This is a genomic window from Marinicella litoralis (assembly GCF_002591915.1).
Lineage (GTDB): Bacteria > Pseudomonadota > Gammaproteobacteria > Xanthomonadales > Marinicellaceae > Marinicella > Marinicella litoralis.
The window spans coordinates 60,809-79,637 of the sequence record NZ_NIHB01000001.1 but is presented as its reverse complement, the minus strand read 5'-3'; the positions used below and the strand labels follow the sequence as shown (position 1 = coordinate 79,637).

Genomic DNA, 18,829 nt, shown 5'->3' with positions numbered 1-18,829 from the left:
TGTTTTCTGATGCAAGGGGTCTGATCAGACCCCTTTTTTTATCACGCCATTAAATCCAAGCACTGCTCGCTATAAATGATCAAAATCGGTGTATCAATTGTTCAGAAAACCTTTCAATCCCCGTCATTCCAGCAGGCGAGCGGAGGAAGCCATGCTTTCGATCTTTCAAGTTGTTGATGTCTAGTGGTCACCGAGTAAACGCGCACCTGGATAATGCGGTCATCAACAGCAGGTGCTTTAAGGCAGCCGTTGTATGCCAAGAAAGCCACTGAAATGATGTAATAGGAACAGGACATTTCAATCAATGCGGGAATCGAAAACTTTCATTTTATGCACGTTTAGCCAGTAATATGCCTAAATAAAGGCATTTGTGCACATCTATCCGCTCATTTCCTGATAATCATGCAGTCAATAATTTCCTTCAAAGTCAGAAATCAATGACTTACAATAAATCCTTAAAAAAAAGCGTGCACGAATAGAAGCCAATATCTTGATAGATGACACTGATGCACTAATAATAAATTGTTAGGCATCTGATTGGTTACCATTAACGACAGGAGGTACTATTATGAATCTTAAATTTGTCTTTGCAGGATTATTTCTCACAATGATAATGATCGCATGTCAGCCATCCGAGAATTCTGCCAATCTATCTCTAATTGATAAAGCTAGACAGGAGACCGAAGCAGCAGAAAATGCTGGCAGTGTCGAAGATATGCGTAAGCATTTTGCTGATGACATTGTGATGATGGGGCCGAACATGCCGGTTATCGCTGGAATTGTAGACGTTACTGGTGCTATGCGAGGATTTTTTGAAGCCTTTGATATTCAGATAAAGTACAGTAGCGAAGAAATTGTTATAGCTGACGATTGGGCATTTGATCGTGGCACCTTCACACAAATTCTGACCTCAAAGGTGCAGGGTGGACCTCCTAAAAATGAGCTTGGGAAGTATCTTTGGGTTTACAAACGGATGTCTGATGGTTCATGGAAGCAGGCACGTGTTATCTGGAATAGCAGCGTCCCTCACATGAATAACGATGCCTAACAAGGCGCTCGTTCGGAGGCAAACTACGCTGCGCTTTGTTTGCGCCGCACAGCTACTACGTTGCAGAAATACCATTGTCTGGCTGCTGTCGGTATAAAGTCGTGGCCGACAGCTATATCTAAATGACACTATTTCATCGCAGAATGAAGCGGAGCAAATATGATTGTTAAAAAATTAAGAGATAAAAATAATTGGTCTCAGGAACACTTGGCTGAACTTTGTGGTTTAAATGTGAGAACTGTTCAGAGGGTTGAGAGTGGAAAAAAGGCCAGTTTAGAAACACTTAAAAGTCTTGCCTCCGTATTTGAAGTTGAAATTTCAAAACTAACAGAGGAGATTACAGTGATAGATAAAAAATCAGAAGTTTGGAAAGAGCAACCTTGGTGGCTGAGGCTTGCATTTTTTGGAGTCGCATCAAGGCGAATTCAAGTCTATGCAGAATTTTCTTTACTGGTATTTGGGTTGTTGGCGCTGTTTGCTTTTGATAGCAAGCATATAGCTGCTGGATTATTTATGGCAACATATTTTACCGGGCTTGCGATCAGGTATGGAGATGACAAACGAATTTGGTGAATAGGTGTATAACCATACGCAGAATTTTAGCGTAAAAACACACGCAAAATGAGCTCGGCGCAAACCTTAACCACTAATGGCCTGTTCAGTGGCCATTGACCCTTGTGAAGCAATTAAAGGTTGATACCTAGGCTGATGCTGTTGATAATAAAATGGCTTCACAGAAAAATCATGTATGTCAGTAATCATTACTCAAGCCCAAGCCCATGATGCCGCAGCCATCGGTGCTTTGGCTGTGCGATCCAAAGCACACTGGGGCTATGATGAAGCCTTCATGCAACAAGTCAAGGCAGAGCTGACTTACCAAGCAAACGACATCCAACAACACCCGACTTTTATCGCCAGCAAAGGTTCGAACCTATTGGGCTTTTATCAATTGATCGCCATTGATTCATCGACTGCAGAGCTCGATGCTTTGTTTGTCGATCCAGATTTCATCGGCCAAGGCGTGGGAGCACAGTTGTTTTCACATGCGGTGACAAAAGCCCGTGCCAAACACCACCTTTTCCTGAAGATTCAATCAGATCCTTACGCCGCCGACTTTTATCGCAAACAAGGGTGCTTGCAGGTTGGGACACTTGAATCATTGAGCATCCCTGGGCGCCTGTTGCCATTGATGGTTTATCCTTTAGTTTAATCAATATTCCAAGGCATCAAACTCTTGGATGTTTTTCAGCAGTATCAAGGTGTTTTTTTCTATTTTGATGCGGTCGCTGGAATCGGCCAATTGGCGCATGGAATCGGTGATGGCTATCCACCAACGCATGTGTCCAGCACTCAGTTGTGCCGCTACCGGTACCAAATCACGAACCAAGGCCAGCGAGTTGATGCAGGTTGTTTTCAAAAACACCATGCTCTCTATATCCAGTTCATGGTTTTCAACCTGGGTAATGAAACGGGTGATGATGGTGGGGTCTTTTTCTAAGGCGATGGACGGCATGGGTTCGGCATGTTGGCCCAAAAAACCAATGTCCAAATAGGACAGAAAGCTCCTCAAGGAACCCCTTAAAGACAACCACAATTCATTTTTGCGCTGCATCTCTCTGGATTTTTGAAAATAGGACAACAAGCCAATCCAGAAAAACCCTTCCAAACAAAACCCAATCAGCTCAGGGACCAAGTTGTCTCGAAAAGCATGTTCGGTGTTTTGTGCCATGAAATATTGAAACAAGAGAAAAGCCGCTAAACCAAAAACAGCCATCGGTGCATACATCAGGTATTTATTCATCGGCTGTTCCTTGGTCTGAATCGCTTTGCACATAGGCCTTAACCACATTGACAATCTTGGTGGCTTCCTTGGCAGTTAAATTCAATGGCAGTCCTTGTAAGTAAACTATTAAATTTTCTCGCAAGGGGATGGGGATGATGTCATCTTGTGTTCCCGCATGGTGCAAGGCAATTGACTCCAAGGCTTTCTGCTCATCACGATCGCGTTTTTGGACTTGTTTGACCGGTGCCATGTGACTGCCCGATGAGGTGAATGACTCTGGGTTCTGCAGCCAGTCAAAATAATCGGCCAATGCGGACTTCAGTCGGGAATTATAGAGGTTCATGGCCTCTTCGCGTATGGATGAATCTTCGAGTTTATGGATGCGAGAGCACAATTCATCCACATCCAACATGCGAAGGTTGATGCGTTCTTCAGCAGAAACATGATCAAGTAATTTTTCTGCGGCCGTTTTTCTGCTGCGAGCCACCGCTGGATTCATGATGCCAGTGACCGCCGCTTCTTTCAGAAAATTTAACAAACCGGATCTGCTGTAGCTTTGATCTACCATATTCATGCCCATCAAGAAAAATTAGATTATAATCTTTACGAACTCCCAACACAAAAGATACAAAAAAATGAAAAATTTTATGCTTACCATTTTCTTCGCCCTTATTTTTTCCATGACCCTTCAGGCAGCAGATCGTGTAACAGGCAAGTCTTTTGCTACCCGTTCTCCTGTTTTGGCCACCGAAGCCATGGCGGCCACTTCTCAACCCTTGGCCACACAAGTGGCGCTGGATGTGATGAAACAAGGGGGTAATGCCATCGATGCGGCGATTGCTGCCAATGCCATGTTGGGTTTGGTTGAACCCACGGGTAATGGGATGGGTGGTGATATTTTTGCTATAGTTTGGGATGCCAAAACCGAAAAACTTTATGGCTTGAATGGCTCAGGACGGTCGCCCAAGTCACTCAGTCGCCAATGGTTTTTAGATAATGGCTACGACAAAATTCCATCACATGGTCCATTGCCGGTGTCTGTCCCTGGAGCTGTTGATGGCTGGTTCATGTTGCATGAACGATTTGGTCAGCTGCCCATGAAATCTGTGCTGGAACCGACCATTAAATATGCTGAAAAGGGATTTCCGGTCACTCAATTGATTGCTTATTATTGGAACCGTTCGGTGCCACTGTTAAGCAAGTACCCGGGTTTCACTGAGCAGTTTACTGTTGATGGGAAGGCGCCGAAAGAAGGAGAGGTTTGGCGAAACCAGGGTTTGGCCAACACTTTGAAGGCATTGAGCCAAGGTGGGCGTGATGCTTTTTACAAAGGTGAAATTGCTGAAACCATCAGTCGCTATATGCAAGCCAATGGCGGGTTCTTAAGTCATGAAGACATGGCAAGCCATCAAGGTGAATGGATTGAGCCGGTCAGCACCAATTATCGCGGCTATGATGTGTGGGAATTACCGCCGAATGGTCAGGGCATTGCTGCTTTGCAAATATTGAACATCATCGAACAGCATGACCTGTCGAAGATGGCACATGATTCAGCTGAATTTGTTCACCTGTTTACCGAAGCCAAGAAAGTGGTGTTTGAGGACCGAGCGAAATACTATGCCGATCCGGCCTACAACAAAATTCCAGTGGCAGAACTGATTGCAAAAAGTTATGCCAAAAAGCGTGCCGAATTGATTGATTTAAAACGGGCTGGCAAACATTACCCTGCCGGAAATCCAGCTTTAGAGCATGGCGATACCATATACCTGACCACGGCTGATAAGGATGGCAATATGGTCTCATTGATTCAAAGTAATTACCGAGGCATGGGTTCAGGCATGACGCCTCCTGGCTTGGGTTTTATTTTACAAGATCGGGGTGAAATGTTCTCCCTAGAGGAAGGGCACTTCAATGTGTTTGAAGGCGGTAAAAGACCATTTCATACCATCATTCCAGCCTTCGTTACCAAGGACAACAAACCTTGGATGAGTTTTGGTTTAATGGGTGGCGCGATGCAGCCACAAGGGCATGCACAAATCGTTATCAACATGATCGATTTCGGTATGGACATACAAGCTGCGGGTGACGCACCTAGAATCCACCACAGCGGTTCTTCTGAACCCACAGGTGAAGTAATGAATGATGGTGGTGTATTGAATTTAGAAACGGGTTATCCGTATGAAACCATCAGGTCTTTGATGCGCATGGGCCACAACATTCAGTTTGCCAATGGTCCATACGGTGGTTACCAAGCGATCATGCGAGCACCCAACGGGGTTTATTGGGGTGCATCTGAGTCAAGAAAAGACGGACATGCGGCTGGTTATTGAATGGTTCAACACTTGAGACAACCACCGTCATTCCTTTGTTCGGTGGTTTTTTGGTTAAAAACAGTGGTATTTAGACAAAATTTCACAAAACATTAAAAGGTATATAAATCAAATATTTATGGAATATAGTTAAAATTAATTTTAAATTTTTCAGGTTAAGGCTTGCTTTAAGAATATAGCGTATGTTATTGTAATGCTTAACAAATGTGCCCGATAACCGATTTCTCAAACATTCGGTTTATACCTCTTAATCCCATCCAGCTTTGGTTTGGGATTTTTTTTGTCTGAAATTTAAAATTGGTAATTGAAACGTGCTAAATCTGAGGCAAAACGTTGCTCAATAATGGCTTTGCTGTTGGCGTCATAATAGGCCCTGTAATCAACAGATTGTGAGGCTTTGAGGTGTGGCAATTGGGCATCTGAAATCTCGAGTTTTTGGCAGAATTCGGCGAAATCAGTATGCAGCTTCTCAAATTGGTAGACCTCATCGACCAACAATTGGCCTGCATTGTCGCAAAGCCACTGGGTTTGTGGCATGAACATTTTGGGTTTGTCATAGTAATCAGGGTCGCGTTCACCATAACTTAATTGAACCCATTCACTGAAAGTGAGGGGTTTGACTTTTAATTGGGTTTGATTGGTTTTAACTCGATAACGGTAATGCGAACACACTTTGTCAAATGGGTTTCTGACAAAGGCGAAGGTGAATTTTTCTTGCCATTTTTTTGTCCCAACCTCTTGTATTTTTTCAAGCGCGGTCAAGTGTTCAAAAGGCAGGTTCAATGCTTTTTCAATGCTGCTGCCTCCCGTTTTGTTGATATGAATGAAAATATAATCAGGTTCCTGGTACCAAAGAGGAAAGGTGTGTATCTTCCTCTTCAGGTACCTGCGTTTTACTTTAAAGCCGTTTTTTAGTTTGGCTATGGCCTTCATTATTATTTGGTGTTTCGAATCAAGTCCGATAAAAAGATCGCATTGATGATCCACCGTTGGGTGCCATACCAAAAAGCCCGAAAATTCGGATTGAAACCAAATTTAATGATGCTGCCTTGTCCTTGTCTTTGTGCTGTCACCAAGGGTGCATTCTTTAATTTCTCTACCCAATAATCAGAAACAAAACCAGCGGCTTTCACTGCTTCGGTGGCTTGCAGCGGGGTGTCATAGGGCTGGTTGGTCGGCTTGAGTACCGACTTGCCTTTCATCATGACGTGTTGTTTGCTGAGGTGGGTACCAAATGCCAATGGATGGGTTAAATCAGCATCGGCCGAAACAATGGCGCCACCCAATACTTTTTCAGCGGCCTCTTTTTCGTAATCACCATAGGCTTTGCGAACAACCGCTTCTTTTGGGTCTTTGTTTGCTTTATCAGCAGGTGTTTTTTCGGTAGTTGATTGGTCTTGTTTTTCAGGCTTTTGGAGGTTTTTTTCAATCCAATTTGCGGCTGTTTGGATGCCGATTAAATGCCCGCCTGAATTGATCCAGCTATTAAGTTTTTGGCTGGTTTTTTCATCCAAGTACCGCTCATAACTGCCACTGGGCATGATGATGTGGGTGTATTCATTCAAATCAACTTGGTTAAAGTAGGCGGTCCTGACTTTACTGATGGGTAAATAGACTTGCGTGTCAAATAAATGCCATAAACTGCCAGCTTGGTAGGCATTGACCCCATTGCCAACGACCATCATGACTTTGGGTTGTTTGAGTTTTTGTACATTGGGAGAGCCTAAATCAACCCCACTGTCGGCCAATGCCGTGGTCAACGGGTACCATTGCACCTGAAAGGCATCAGTGACTGAACTGAGGGTAGAAAACAGCTGGTCTTGATTGGTATCAGCATCCACCGGTAAGATAAAACTACCGGCAGGAACTTTGACCTCATTAACTGCCAAAGGTTTGCCGGATACCAGTACATTGTCATGTAGTTGGCTGATGTAATTTAAGGCAGCTGGTGCATTGCCACTGTGCCAATCAAAGACATAAGCGATGGCATTCTTTTGGTAGCTGTTTTTGGGTTGGCTGCTGGGCCATTCATTGTTGGTGCTGATGCCACCAGTTACCGGTGCCCACGGAAATCCCCAGGCCATGCCTAAATGCCATGCAGACACGTCATAAAAGGTGTTGTCATTGAATGTGGTGTCGGTATTGAAAAAGGATTGAATCAGGGTGGTTTGTGCTTGGTTTAAAGTCAGGTACAAGGATTGGTTCTTTTTAAAGGTGTGGTCTTTGATGGTTTTGTCTGCGGCTACATTGGCAAATTTAATTTGGTGTTGGGTCAGAAACGATTTCAATTTTTCAGCGTCGTAAGCATTTTTTGACACATCCAAGACAAAGCCATTGGTGCTTAATTTGCCGGCAGCTTGCATGGCCTTTTCAAAAAAGTCTTTTTTGTAATCAATCAAGGCTTTCTTGTTGGCTTGGGCACCAGTAAAAGTAGACAGCGCCGTCAAGAATTGATTTCTGATGCCATCGGTTAAGCTGCGTTGTCCGTTGCGCGTATCCATCACCCCGCCGTTGGCTCGTGACTGTTCGAACAAGATACCGATGCTGCCTTGTAAGTCAGGATAGGTGGATCCTTTTCCAGGATAAAAATCATCAAAACTTTCTTTGCTGTAATAGTATTGTCCGACTTGGTCCAAGGCTTTGGCGTGATATTTTGCCAGTTCATTGGTCAGTTCCAAGTTCTTGTTGCTGATCAAAGGGTTTTTTCTGCTGGGTACACCCGGTTGAAAAAAGAACGTAGAAGAAGCGCCCATTTCATGGTGGTCTGTCACAATGTGAGGTTGCCAAGCATGGAACTGGCTTAACCTGGCTTTCGATTCGGTTTGGGTCAATAACAGCCAATCTCGATTTAAATCAAACCAATAATGGTTGGTTCGACCACTGGGCCATTGTTCGACGTGGGAAATGTCGTTGTCATCGGTGACCGTGGTCAAGGAACGGTTGTTGTTTACATAGGTAGTGAATCGAGCCAGCCCGTCTGGGTTGATGCTTGGATCAATCAATACCACGGTCTCTTTTAAAGCTTGTCTGATTGCTGGGTTGTTGGTGGCCAATAAATACCAAGCATACAATACCGATGCATTGGCACCACTGGATTCGTTGCCATGAACACTGAAGCCATTCCATATTTTTAAGGTATCAGGATCGCTTTTGAGCTGTTCAAGGTTTTGGATGTTGTCTGCTGAACTGATGGCCAATAACACCAGCCTGCGACCTTCATTGGTTTTGCCATAATCAATCATTTTGGCTTCTGGTCTTGAAGATGCCAAGATACTTAAATAGCTGATGATTTGATCGTGTCTTAAGTGTTGTTTGCCCAATGGTTGCCCTAGCACCGCTTCAGGAGATGGGATGCTGGCATCAAACATTTCACCTTTGGGCAGAAAGTATTCAATCGGTTTGGCCAATAAAGAAAAACTGCTCAGTAACAGGCAAATCAAGGTTATGGATTTTTTCATGGTTTTATTGTTTTATTTTTTGTTTCATAGATTGTATGGCAGACACTCGCAATTGTCTAATTTGCTCGCCCAGTTCGGTGCCTTGATAACCGCGTTCAAACAACGGCTGCTTATCAACATGACGAGCCGCTTTGAACAGTGATCTGATGTAGTCTGCCTGTGGATAGGTCTTGAATGCTTCGCCCCATCGTCCGGTGGCGTCAGCCTGACAAGCTTGGATGAATTTTTCTACCAGCTTGGGGTTTCGGTAGCCGTCCAGTCTTGAAAACAGTTTTTCAACCGTTTCTGGCCGCAGCTCCATAATGGTGTGTGCGTGGAGGTGCCATTGACACACCAACAGCGCCAGTTTTTTGTAATGACTGGGTACTTTGAGCCGCTTACAAACGGCTTTGACCAGGGGTATTCCGGCCGACTCATGGCCACGGTGGCTGGGCAGGATGTGTGGTGGTGTGATGCCTTTACCCAGGTCGTGAACCATCACCGCAAAAGCCACATCATTTTCTGTGTTTTTGGCTTGGTCTATCGCCAACATGGCATGAATCCCTGTATCCACTTCTGGGTGCCATTGTTTGGTTTGTGGAATGCCAAACAAGCAGTCAATTTCTGGTAACAATACCTTTAAAGCCCCACATTCACGCAAGGTCATAAAGAAGGCAGAAGGCGTAACTTGGTTCAGTGAGTTTTTTATTTCTTGCCAAACACGTTCTGGAACCAAAGCTTCAATTTCTCCTTGATTAACCAACTGTTGCATCAAGATCATGGTTTCAGGGTGGACTGTGAATGACAAATGGCTGAGTCGACTCATGAATCGTGCCACCCGCAGCACCCGCACGGGGTCTTCCGCAAATGCAGGCGATAAATGTCGCAACACACCTTGGTTGATGTCTTGTTGGCCACCAAATGGGTCGATTAATTGGCCGTGTTCATCGATAGCCATGGCGTTGATGGTCAAGTCGCGACGCATCAAGTCTTGTTCAAGGGTGACCTCGGTGGAAGTGTTGAATTCAAAGCCGTGGTAGCCCTTGGCGGTTTTCCTTTCGGTTCGGGCCAGGGCATATTCATCCTTGGTTTCGGGGTGCAAGAAAACCGGAAAGTCCTTACCCACTGGCACAAAACCTAACTCCAACATTTGTTCTGGCGTGGCGCCAACAACCACATAATCTTTGTCTTTGGTGGGCAAGTTCAAGAGCTTGTCACGGACAGCCCCGCCGACCAAATAAGTCTCGGTGTTGGGTAAATCTACGGCGAACATTGGATGGTCGCGAGTTGTTGGCTGATGGTGGCGTTTGGCCATGGTTGGCTGGCGGCTTGGTTGATCGGTATGGTTGGCATCCAATGACTGATTCTTTTTGGTTGCTTGTTAATCAACCAGTCATAAATGGTTACATTGGATAAAATTTTGGTGATGTAATCACGGGTTTCTCTGTAGGGGATGGTTTCAAGCCAGACATCCGGCGAGGCAGGAAAATCCTGACTCCAATCGATTGATTTGCGTTCGCCGGCATTGTAGGCAGCGGCCACCAACAAGGGATGGTCAAACTGTTGGTACAAATTTTTCTGGTACTGAACCCCTAACAAGATGTTCAGAGGCGCTTGGTGTAATTCATTGTTTTGTGTGATGTTGATGCCCAGTTGTTGTCCCAGTTGTTTTGCGGTGGTGGGTAACAATTGCATCAAACCATGGGCATTGGCATGCGATACGGCATCTTTGGTCCAGGCGCTTTCTTGTTTAATGATGGCCATCACCCACTGCGGCATCGGTTTGTTACCGTTGGCGTGTTGTTGGATGATTTTTTGATGCGCAATGGGGTAGCGCAACTGGTAATTTTCCCATTGTCCTAAATCGGCCATAATGGCGATGGACTTGGCATACCAGCCCTCTTGTTGAACCCGTTTGGCCAAAGCCTGTTTATCAGTTTTGCTTAAGCCGCGATAACCGAGGTTCCATTCACTGCGCGCCATACTGAGAAAGCCAATATGGTGTAATTCGATGGCACGGTTGATGCCCGCCGGGGGTGTGAAGTTAGCAGTTGCTGGTGCTGGTGGTTGATGACAAAGCTGGTAAGGCAATCTCATGTGATCTGCTGCCAAGAAACCATAGTAATTGGTTTGGCTGCTTAATTTCTTAAAGATGCTTTTGGCCACTGCTTTGTTGCCAAGTTTGGCTTCAGCCCTTGCGAGCCAATACTGCCACCTGGCCTGGTCAAGTTGTCTTTTCGACATCTGTTTCAAGGCGTGTAGTACATCTGGCCATTGCTGATTGAAAAGGTGATAACGAACAATCCATGCTTTGATTTGATCGTCTTTCATGTCGGCGGGCAGTTGTTTCATCGCATCAATTGAAAAATGTTCGTAATCGGTCGCTGCGAACAGGGCCATCTGTCTTTCAATTTGGTTGACCTGGGCCATGGTCAAAGCATGAGCGGCTTTAACTTGGGGCCAAAACCCATGTAAGGTGGCGGGCTTTTTTTTGGCCAACCACAGGCTGGTTTTAAAAACCAACCATTGGGTTTCTGTTGTGGGGGGCCATTGGGTCGATTGTTGTAAGCTTGCCGCTGGGTCTTTGATCAATGACAAAGCTTGATCTACCCACAACGGTTTTTGTTTTAACTTCTTTTTTAAATGTTCAATCAACGAACTGTTGCGGCTTTCATAGGCCAGTTTAATGCGCTGAAGGTATAAATTTTCACTGATGTGACCTTGGTCTTGCCACCATTTGAAAGCAGGGTTACAAGCATCAGGTGCCGATAAACCACTTAACCACATGGCTTGGATCAAAGGCTCAATGCCTTGGGTTTGACCGGTTTTAATCCGAGCCTGTAAATACCAGCATTGTTTTTTACCTTGGTCAAAGCCTTGGTGGTGTTGTAGGTATTTTTGCCATTGTGCCTGGTTACCCAAGGCAGTTAAATAGGCACTTTTCAATCTTTTATTAAGTGGGCTGTTGGGGTGTTTGGTTTTAAAATCCGCAATGGCTGATTCAGGCAGCGTCTGCATTTTGCTTTGAATCAAAGCATAGTCCAAGTAATGTTCAATGGGGTAGCCGTTCAATGGCTGGCGTTGTTGTTGGACTTGTTGTTCTTGACCAGCCAGTGCTAGGCTGTAAAGTTTTCCGAACAGCTGTCTTTGTTGCTGAACGCTGGCCATTGAGACCAAGGATTGGGTTATTAAACACAACACCGCAAGACACCGCATAGAAATCAGTGTCCGTCCGGTATTTTTTTTGTGGGTGATGTTCATCAATTTATATCAGTTCAGATTCCAGTTGTTTTAAAAACACTTGCATAAAATCATGTCGTCGTTGGGCTTCTTTTTTGGCAGCATCGGTCTGAAAGCTGTCTTTGAGTTTCAACAATTTGGTGTAAAAATGATCAACAATGGCGGCTTGATCATCCGGTTTTCTATGATAACAAAAAGGGTCTTCATGAAATGTTAAGGGATTGCCAAATGTGGCACCGACTAAAAAGGTTCTGGCGATTCCAATGGCGCCCAAAGCATCCATTCGATCAGCATCTTGAACCACCTTGGCAGCCAAAGTTTCGCATTTGATATTGGCTGAAAAACTGTGGGCGGCAATGGCGTGTGCTATGTCTGTCATGTACTGTTCAGGATAACCCCAGGAGGACAGCAGTTGGGTGGCTTGTTTGGCCGCCAATTGAGACGCCTGAGATCGCAGCGGCGAGTCTTTGGCCACTTGCACACAGTCATGTAACCAAGCCGACGGCAATACCACCGCCACGTCAGCACCTTCTTCATCGGCAAATTGCAGTGCCGATTTAACCACCCTTTTGATGTGATTGATGTCGTGACCAGGGTCAACGGCTTCTAGTTGACTGATGTGGCTTTCGAATTTTGTTTGCCAAAAATCGACATCAATGGATTGGCTGTTCATTATGGGCTGCCGAAAACTTCAAACAGGCTTTTTAACATGGCCCTTAATTCTAAACTGAATAAGGTGAATCGACTGTCCAGCATTTGCCATTCAGATTCAATGGTTGCTTCATCCAATTGGTCAAGAACAATGTCTGTGAACTTGATTTTTTTGATGCCCATGTCATGAGCCAAAACCAGCTCAACACGTTGTTGGTATTCAAGACCCAGTTGAGTCACCAAATAGCCGTTGTCAATGTGTTGTTTCATTTGATCATCCAGGTGTTCGATGTTGCGCCCGCGAACCACGCCTTTGTTGTCATCCAAGGTTTCTAATACGATTTCATTGTCGATTTGAAATCCTGCAGCCCCTTCGGCATGTAACACCCATTGGGTCAAAACTTGTGCCATCGAAGACGATGGACCAAAGGCCGAGGCTTTGAAAGAGCCCAGGGTTTGACGCAGTTGTGAAACCAGGTCCTCAGCTGCATTTTGGCTGGCGCAATCCACCACCAATAAATTCAATTTTAAGTCGATGTAAGCACTGACGGATTTCGGTTTGACAAAGGCTTGGGGCAACATTTCCAGCATCAGCTGTTGTTTCATGTCAGTTTGTTGTTTGCGGCCTGGTTTTTGTCCAGTTTCTGATTTGATTGAATTCAGTTGTTGGTTCAGTTGGTGATTGACCACTGCAGCGGGCAGCACTTTTTCTTCCATACCTAAGGTAAACAACATGGCATCGCCACTCTTCAATACGAACAACTCACTGCCTTCACCAAAAGGCGAAACCCAGCCTTTTGAAACGGCTTCCATGGGAGCGCAAGATTTTAATGCATCATTTTTAAGGGCGTCAGAAAATGCTTCTGCATCCATAGTAAAGTTTTCATTGAGTTGAAATAATCGAGCATTTTTAAACCACATAAATCATCCTTAAAAAAAGCTGTTATTTTAATAAATAAAAGACACCATGGTTACACTTATCTCAGTTAATCTTTGGTCTCGGCAAGGCTGGTCATATAAAAACTTCATCATTCAATGAAGACAGTTAAGGAATTTTATGCTATTTTATTTGTGTATAATCTGTTTTGGCAGATAATTAAAACAGTGAAGAGATGAGGTAGTTAAGCATGTTTGGTTTTTTTAAAAAAAACAAAAAGAAAGAGCCTGATAAAAGTCGTTCTGAAAAAAGGAAAAAACAACGCAGGAATTCTGAGAATGACCGCCGTGACGACGTGCGTTGGGAACCTGACAAGGATGATCGAAGGAAGATTGATGATCGCCGTAAAAATGTCGACAAATGGGGTGGGCACAAAAAATAAAAATCAATAAGCGGTCCTTTGTGTCAGAAACTGCGCGGTTTTTGCTGAATATAATGAAAAGTCTGACTATCTGTGGTATTTTTTAATTAAGCTGAGAATAGTTAGTTTATCTATCTTGGTGTTGTGTTTGAGCAAATTATAATAATATTAGGGCCTAAAAAATGTTTGAGTTAGCAAAAAAATCATATCGTTACGAACCGATTGAGCGAAGACGAGCCAATCGCAGAAGTGATCAAACTGACCGCAGAGCTGAAAGTCGCGAAGAAGACAGTAATTCAGATCGCAGGCAAAGTTCGGACAGAAGAAACAAATAAAGCGATGTCACAGAATCAAGGTTTGAATAGCCAGGCCTTGGAACGCGTCTGAGTATTCTGTGAGACTGACTTGGTTGACACTGCTTCTGGCGCCTGTGGCTAAGTTTTGATTCAATATTTTTTCCGCCAAGATAATGGCTGGAATAGATGGAATCTGTGGTCCGTCATTGTGCTTTGCAATCACATACCAGGTTTTGCTGATGTGAGTTCCATGATGATCCAATGCTTTGATCTCAACATGCATGCCGCCATCGTGGCCCCCCAAAAAATCAAACCAACGACTGACAGACAACAATCGTGCCCCATGATCTGCCAATTTCAGCGGCAGTCCCAGCCTTACCATCCATGAACAAAACCAGATCAAACCGTGTAACAGCTTACTTTCCATGCCGGCAGAAAAACTCAGCTTGTTAATCGGGAAGTGTTGATGTAGCAAATCCAAATCCGCCGCTTCACAGTTGCCCATCAGTCGGTTTTTTATCCCAGGATAGGGTTGTAAATAGGTGTCTTGCCAGCCAAATTTGGTTTTGTTCAGTCCTGGCCACGGTTTCAATGGTTGACCCACATATGACAACACGGCTTGGGTGGTGGCCAGACCACGGCTGGTTTTTTGTCCGGGCGAAATACCGATTCGAACGGATTCAAACGATTTGATGTGAAAGGTTTTTTGTAAGTGTAGCAACACGGCGGAAGACAAGGTAGGCACCGTACTGGCGCCGGTTATGGCCGTTACTTGGTTTTGTTCTGCCAGGCTGTTGAGCTTAAGTATATTTTGACAATACGCTCGACCATCAGCCAGGTCTATGTAGTGGATGCCTGCAGTGATGATGGTTTGTGCTATGGCGGTGTCTTGGTCTTGAAATGGACCACAACAGTGGATGACCAAGTCAGGTTTGATTTTTTCCAGATGAGTCTTCAATTCCACAAATACGTCAAAACAAGCGTCCATGACTTTGGCATCTGGTTGTTGTTTGAGGATGTTCTCCAGCAAAACTTGAGCTTTGGTTTTATTTCTGCCATTGACAAAAAGGGTAAAACCTTTGGAGCATAAAGCCTTCACGATGCGACGACCAAAAGTGCCATAACCGCCCAGCACCAAAATCCGTTGCTGCTTATTTGTTTGCTTCATGAAAAACACCGGTTTGGTAGAAGGTTTGGCCCAATAGGCTGTGATTCATGGTGATGGTGAATCTAAATTCACCGGCGCCCAAATCTTGATGGATGACGTGTGTTTTACCAGGACTCAACCAATGAGGCAAAGGCACATACCAATGGATGAACTTCCAGAAGTATCGCGTACTTTTGAAATGTAATTCGCCATTTTCCGCTAACACGTCTAAAAACATACCAAAACCACCACCCACCATTTCCATCATTCTTCCATGGTCATCTTTTTTTACTGAGGTGACTTGGAAGGGTGCTTGGTTGAGAAAATGATATGTGCGCTGCCAATAAACCCCTGCTTGGTTTTCTCGGCTGGTGAGCTTGACTTCCATGGGCACATCTGTGCCTTGATGCGGACTCAATGGGTTGCCGATTATTTTGGTTAAAAAGGCAAACAGCCAACCTGCTTTGGAGCACTGAACTGTTTCCATTGTGCCTTGATAAATGATTGGGTTCTGTTCGGTGGGTAAGCGGTTAAATCGACGTTGAACATTGGGATGCAGTTGATGCCAGTTGTGGCCAAGGTGCCATTTGATGGTGTTGTGTTTTTGCATGGAATCACTGCTTTGAATGATGGTGCCATTGTACAACAATTGCGCTACAGCCAGGAATCCCTGTCAATGGGAATGAAAATATTTAAAATAAATAATAACCAAATCCAAACAGACTGCGTTTAAGCTGACATGATGAACGAAATCGATGACAAAACGGTAAAAAATGCCACTGCAGGTGACAAGAATGCATTTCGGCTGATTGTCTTACATTATGCCCAAGCCGTTAATCGATTGGCTTATAGGTATACGGCTGATGCCAGTTATGCCGAAGACATTGCCCAGGAAACTTTTATCAAAGCTTTCCAAGCGATTGGCAGGTATCAGGCACAAGCCAAGTTTTCAACTTGGTTGTTGCGCATCACCACCAACAGTGCGATTGACTATTTGCGTAAGGCCAACCGTCAAATGGCCCAATCTTTGGATGAAGAGGGTGCCCAACGGGAAATCACCGATCACAGCATGGACACCGGTGATCGATTGGATTTGAATCGCCGCCTCAGTGATGCCATGTCGGACCTCAGTGATGTGGAAAGGTTGGCGATTACCATGAAACACCATCAGGGCTATTCAATTGACGAAACCGCTCAGGTTTTGAACATTAAAAACAACGCCTGTAAACAAACCATATTCCGAGCCGTACAAAAACTACGCAAACAATTAACCACAGAGGTGAGCGCATGAAATCCACAGAAGATGAAAAATTACTGATGATTTATTTCAATGAAGCCCAGCAAAAAGACATTGATCAATGTTTGAGCTCACCAGCACGCTGTGATCAGCTGGATCAACTGGAGGCAGACATGAATGCCATAGAAACGCTACAACAGAAACAACATGATTTGCCTGAAGATTATGGTCAACAATTGTGGCATCAAATCGCTGATAAATTGGTGGCTGAAGAAGTCAAACCAAAATCAGGTGTTTCAGCCTGGTTACCATCGCTGAAAAACATGTTTTTGGTGCCTCAGTACTCATTGGCAAGCTTTGCCACCATCATGGCATTGGTTTTACTGGCTTTTTATACCGGTCGCAATCAAAACAATGAAATCATCGGCAGTGAATTACAAGAACTGTTGTTGGCACAAAACATTCAATTGCATTTGACTCAAAGCGAGGTGTTTTTAACCCAAGTGAGTAATGACAATGGCAGCTACAACAGTCAGGTAACGGCTCAAAGGTTATTATCATCTAACCGAATATTTAAACAAGCCTTGGCCAATCACAAGGGTCATTTTACCAGTCAACTTTTGCAAGATTTGGAGCCGATATTGTTGGAATATGCCAACGGCAGCGCACCAAACCCCTCAGAACAAACCCATGGCAAACAACCCCAAGCCAATTGGGTCAGCGATTCAAAATCAAATGACCTGATGTTTCAAATCAAAGTGATGAAACAGCAATTGGCCCAAAAAAACGACATTATTTAGGAGCAGACACATGCTAAACAAAATTAAAAAATCATTCATCATTGGACTGATGTTATGTCAATTCAATGTCTATGCAGATGATCAGGACAATAACAAAGAACTGGCAGCCAAGGAAGCTTATGAATTCGGCAAAATATCCATTCAAAGTAAAGATTGGCGTGATGCCATTGAATCATTTCAACAGGCAGCCAACAATAAACGCTTGAAGGAAGCATCCATGTATTGGGAAGCTTATTCACATTACAAAATCAGACAAAAGGCTCAGGCCAAAAGGTTGTTGGAAAAACTGATCAGCAGTTACCCAGACAGTCAATGGGTTGATGATGCCAAAGTGTTGTTGTATGAAAATGGTGATGGGGGAGAAAGTGTCACGTATCAAGACGCTTTGGATGAAGAGTTGAAATTATTTACCTTACAGCAAATCATGTTCAACAACCCTGAAAAAGCCTTGCCCAAAGTGTATAAAATGCTTGAGGAATCAGACTCTGAAAGGACCAAAATGAATGCCATTCAGTTGCTGGGTTTAAGCGACCATGAAGCAGTGGTTGATTATTTGTTTCGCTTTATTGAAAGTGAAACAAACGAAGGATTACAACACCAAGCGATTCAAATGTTGAGCCTACGAAGTGGTGCAGCCAGTCGAAACAAGCTGGCCAAACTGTATGAAAAAAGCAGCAGTAAGGACATCAAAGGCGCCATCATTCAAAGCTTTATTCACCATGATGACAGCACTCAATTACTGAAATTGATGAAGCAAGAAAAAGATGAAGACTTGAGTCTTTACATGATTCAAATGCTGGGCATCAAAGGTGAGTCCGCCGCATTGAAAGACATGTATAAAGCGTCACGTGGTGATCAAAAACGAGCCATTTTAGAAGCCTTGGCGTTGTCCGGTGAAGCGGGCTATTTGTATGAAGTCATCGATCATGAAACCAATCAAGAAGTGCGAAACCAAGCCATCCATTCGTTGATCATGGTTGATGATGAAGGCATGGGTGACTATTTGGTTCAATTGTACCAAAAGGCCAAGGACTCATCTGAAAAAGACATCATTTCAAATGTCTTTATAGCGACCGATGTCGACCCTGATTTGATTGTGGGTTTGATTAAATCTGAGACCAGCAAAGAACGCAAACACAGTTTGTTGAATGCCTTGATGGCCATGGATGCGGTCAGCCAAGTTCGTGACCTGTATGCCTTAGAGACTGACTCAGATACCAAACAAGCCATCATTCACCAACTGGGAGCCATGGATGCCGTTGATGTGTTGATGGAGCTGTATAGAAAAGACCCAAGTATAGCCAATGATGAGGCATTCTTTCATGCCTTTGGTATGACTTCAGAAGCCTTGGATGAAGACTTTTTGATCGAAAGATTCAATGCAGGAAATGCCAATGTCAAAGCAGCTGTGTTGCAAGCATTGATGATGCAAGACAACGTCAAAGTGATGATTAAGCTCTTGAAATCAGAAACTGATCATGAAGTTAAGAAACAAATCATCCAAACCATAGCCATCACTGATTCTGATGCATTGCTTGATGCCATCGAAGATTGAGGGTGTA

General features: G+C 44.1%; 19 protein-coding genes. 9 read left to right on the top strand and 10 right to left on the bottom strand.

Translation table 11 applies throughout. The features are described from left to right. Positions 1–568 precede the first annotated feature (568 nt). The 3 genes from CCS90_RS00410 to CCS90_RS00400 all read left to right on the top strand — a co-directional run bounded on the left by CCS90_RS00410 (position 569) and on the right by CCS90_RS00400 (position 2,258). Positions 569–1,048, top strand: a complete 480-nt coding sequence (locus CCS90_RS00410) for a YybH family protein (RefSeq protein WP_099017537.1) — start codon at positions 569–571, stop codon at positions 1,046–1,048. A 159-nt stretch (positions 1,049–1,207) separates the two neighbouring features. Next, positions 1,208–1,621 (top strand): helix-turn-helix domain-containing protein, encoded by a 414-nt coding sequence (locus CCS90_RS00405; RefSeq protein WP_099017536.1) that lies wholly within the window; start codon positions 1,208–1,210, stop codon positions 1,619–1,621. Between the two features lie 175 nt (positions 1,622–1,796). Further along, a complete protein-coding gene (locus tag CCS90_RS00400; RefSeq protein ID WP_099017535.1) occupies positions 1,797–2,258 on the top strand; it encodes a GNAT family N-acetyltransferase in 462 nt (153 codons plus the stop codon). Here the strand turns inward: CCS90_RS00400 and CCS90_RS00395 are convergent, their stop codons facing one another. Beyond that, complete coding sequence (locus CCS90_RS00395; protein WP_099017534.1) at positions 2,259–2,849, bottom strand: hypothetical protein; 591 nt, start codon at positions 2,847–2,849, stop codon at positions 2,259–2,261. It abuts the gene before it with no gap. Then, a complete protein-coding gene (locus CCS90_RS00390; RefSeq protein WP_133566437.1) occupies positions 2,842–3,369 on the bottom strand; it encodes a hypothetical protein in 528 nt (175 codons plus the stop codon). Before CCS90_RS00390 ends, CCS90_RS00395 begins: the two co-directional genes overlap by 8 nt. Positions 3,370–3,466: 97 nt before the next feature. Between CCS90_RS00390 and ggt the strand changes: the two genes are divergently transcribed. Then, positions 3,467–5,161 carry a gamma-glutamyltransferase gene (gene ggt, locus CCS90_RS00385; protein ID WP_099017532.1) on the top strand — a complete coding sequence of 565 codons (1,695 nt, stop codon included), beginning with the start codon at positions 3,467–3,469 and terminating at the stop codon, positions 5,159–5,161. Between the two features lie 291 nt (positions 5,162–5,452). Here the strand turns inward: ggt and CCS90_RS00380 are convergent, their stop codons facing one another. From CCS90_RS00380 to CCS90_RS00355, 6 genes are read right to left on the bottom strand one after another with little or no spacing between them, the layout of a single operon-like run. Beyond that, positions 5,453–6,094, bottom strand: a complete 642-nt coding sequence (locus CCS90_RS00380; RefSeq protein WP_133566438.1) for a sulfotransferase family 2 domain-containing protein — start codon at positions 6,092–6,094, stop codon at positions 5,453–5,455. A 2-nt stretch (positions 6,095–6,096) separates the two neighbouring features. After that, a complete protein-coding gene (locus CCS90_RS00375) occupies positions 6,097–8,619 on the bottom strand; it encodes a M14 family zinc carboxypeptidase (protein WP_099017531.1) in 2,523 nt (840 codons plus the stop codon). 4 nt (positions 8,620–8,623) lie between these two features. Further along, positions 8,624–9,913, bottom strand: a complete 1,290-nt coding sequence (locus CCS90_RS00370; RefSeq protein WP_306475071.1) for a multifunctional CCA addition/repair protein — start codon at positions 9,911–9,913, stop codon at positions 8,624–8,626. Beyond that, the gene (locus CCS90_RS00365) at positions 9,859–11,859 is read right to left on the bottom strand and encodes a transglycosylase SLT domain-containing protein (RefSeq protein WP_099017529.1); all 2,001 of its coding nucleotides are present in this window, start codon (positions 11,857–11,859) and stop codon (positions 9,859–9,861) included. Before CCS90_RS00365 ends, CCS90_RS00370 begins: the two co-directional genes overlap by 55 nt. Before the next feature lie 4 nt (positions 11,860–11,863). Further along, entirely contained in the window at positions 11,864–12,511 is a 648-nt protein-coding gene (locus tag CCS90_RS00360; protein WP_099017528.1) for an HD domain-containing protein, read from the bottom strand. Beyond that, positions 12,511–13,410: a recombination-associated protein RdgC gene (locus tag CCS90_RS00355; RefSeq protein WP_099017527.1), complete on the bottom strand. Its 900-nt coding sequence runs from the start codon at positions 13,408–13,410 to the stop codon at positions 12,511–12,513. The genes CCS90_RS00360 and CCS90_RS00355 overlap by 1 nt, the downstream gene beginning before the upstream one ends. A 206-nt stretch (positions 13,411–13,616) precedes the next feature. Here CCS90_RS00355 and CCS90_RS00350 point away from each other — a divergent pair, with 206 nt between their 5' ends. Beyond that, complete coding sequence (locus CCS90_RS00350; protein ID WP_099017526.1) at positions 13,617–13,808, top strand: hypothetical protein; 192 nt, start codon at positions 13,617–13,619, stop codon at positions 13,806–13,808. A 161-nt stretch (positions 13,809–13,969) separates the two neighbouring features. Continuing rightward, complete coding sequence (locus CCS90_RS14885; protein ID WP_162846745.1) at positions 13,970–14,122, top strand: hypothetical protein; 153 nt, start codon at positions 13,970–13,972, stop codon at positions 14,120–14,122. 7 nt (positions 14,123–14,129) lie between these two features. Here CCS90_RS14885 and CCS90_RS00345 read toward each other — a convergent pair whose 3' ends face one another. Both CCS90_RS00345 and CCS90_RS00340 read right to left on the bottom strand, forming a co-directional pair. Then, positions 14,130–15,251, bottom strand: coding sequence for a saccharopine dehydrogenase NADP-binding domain-containing protein (locus CCS90_RS00345; protein ID WP_099017525.1), 1,122 nt, complete (start codon positions 15,249–15,251; stop codon positions 14,130–14,132). Next, positions 15,235–15,840 carry a DUF4166 domain-containing protein gene (locus CCS90_RS00340; protein ID WP_099018690.1) on the bottom strand — a complete coding sequence of 202 codons (606 nt, stop codon included), beginning with the start codon at positions 15,838–15,840 and terminating at the stop codon, positions 15,235–15,237. The genes CCS90_RS00345 and CCS90_RS00340 overlap by 17 nt, the downstream gene beginning before the upstream one ends. Positions 15,841–15,972: 132 nt before the next feature. On the opposite strand from CCS90_RS00340, the gene CCS90_RS00335 reads away from it, so the two are divergent. The 3 genes from CCS90_RS00335 to CCS90_RS00325 are packed head-to-tail and all read left to right on the top strand — an operon-like array spanning position 15,973 to position 18,822. Next, positions 15,973–16,521 carry an RNA polymerase sigma factor gene (locus CCS90_RS00335; protein WP_162846746.1) on the top strand — a complete coding sequence of 183 codons (549 nt, stop codon included), beginning with the start codon at positions 15,973–15,975 and terminating at the stop codon, positions 16,519–16,521. Then, positions 16,518–17,267, top strand: coding sequence for a hypothetical protein (locus CCS90_RS00330; protein ID WP_099017523.1), 750 nt, complete (start codon positions 16,518–16,520; stop codon positions 17,265–17,267). Before CCS90_RS00335 ends, CCS90_RS00330 begins: the two co-directional genes overlap by 4 nt. Positions 17,268–17,277: 10 nt before the next feature. Beyond that, on the top strand, positions 17,278–18,822 hold the full coding sequence (locus CCS90_RS00325; protein ID WP_099017522.1) for a HEAT repeat domain-containing protein: 1,545 nt from the start codon (positions 17,278–17,280) through the stop codon (positions 18,820–18,822). Positions 18,823–18,829 lie beyond the last annotated feature (7 nt).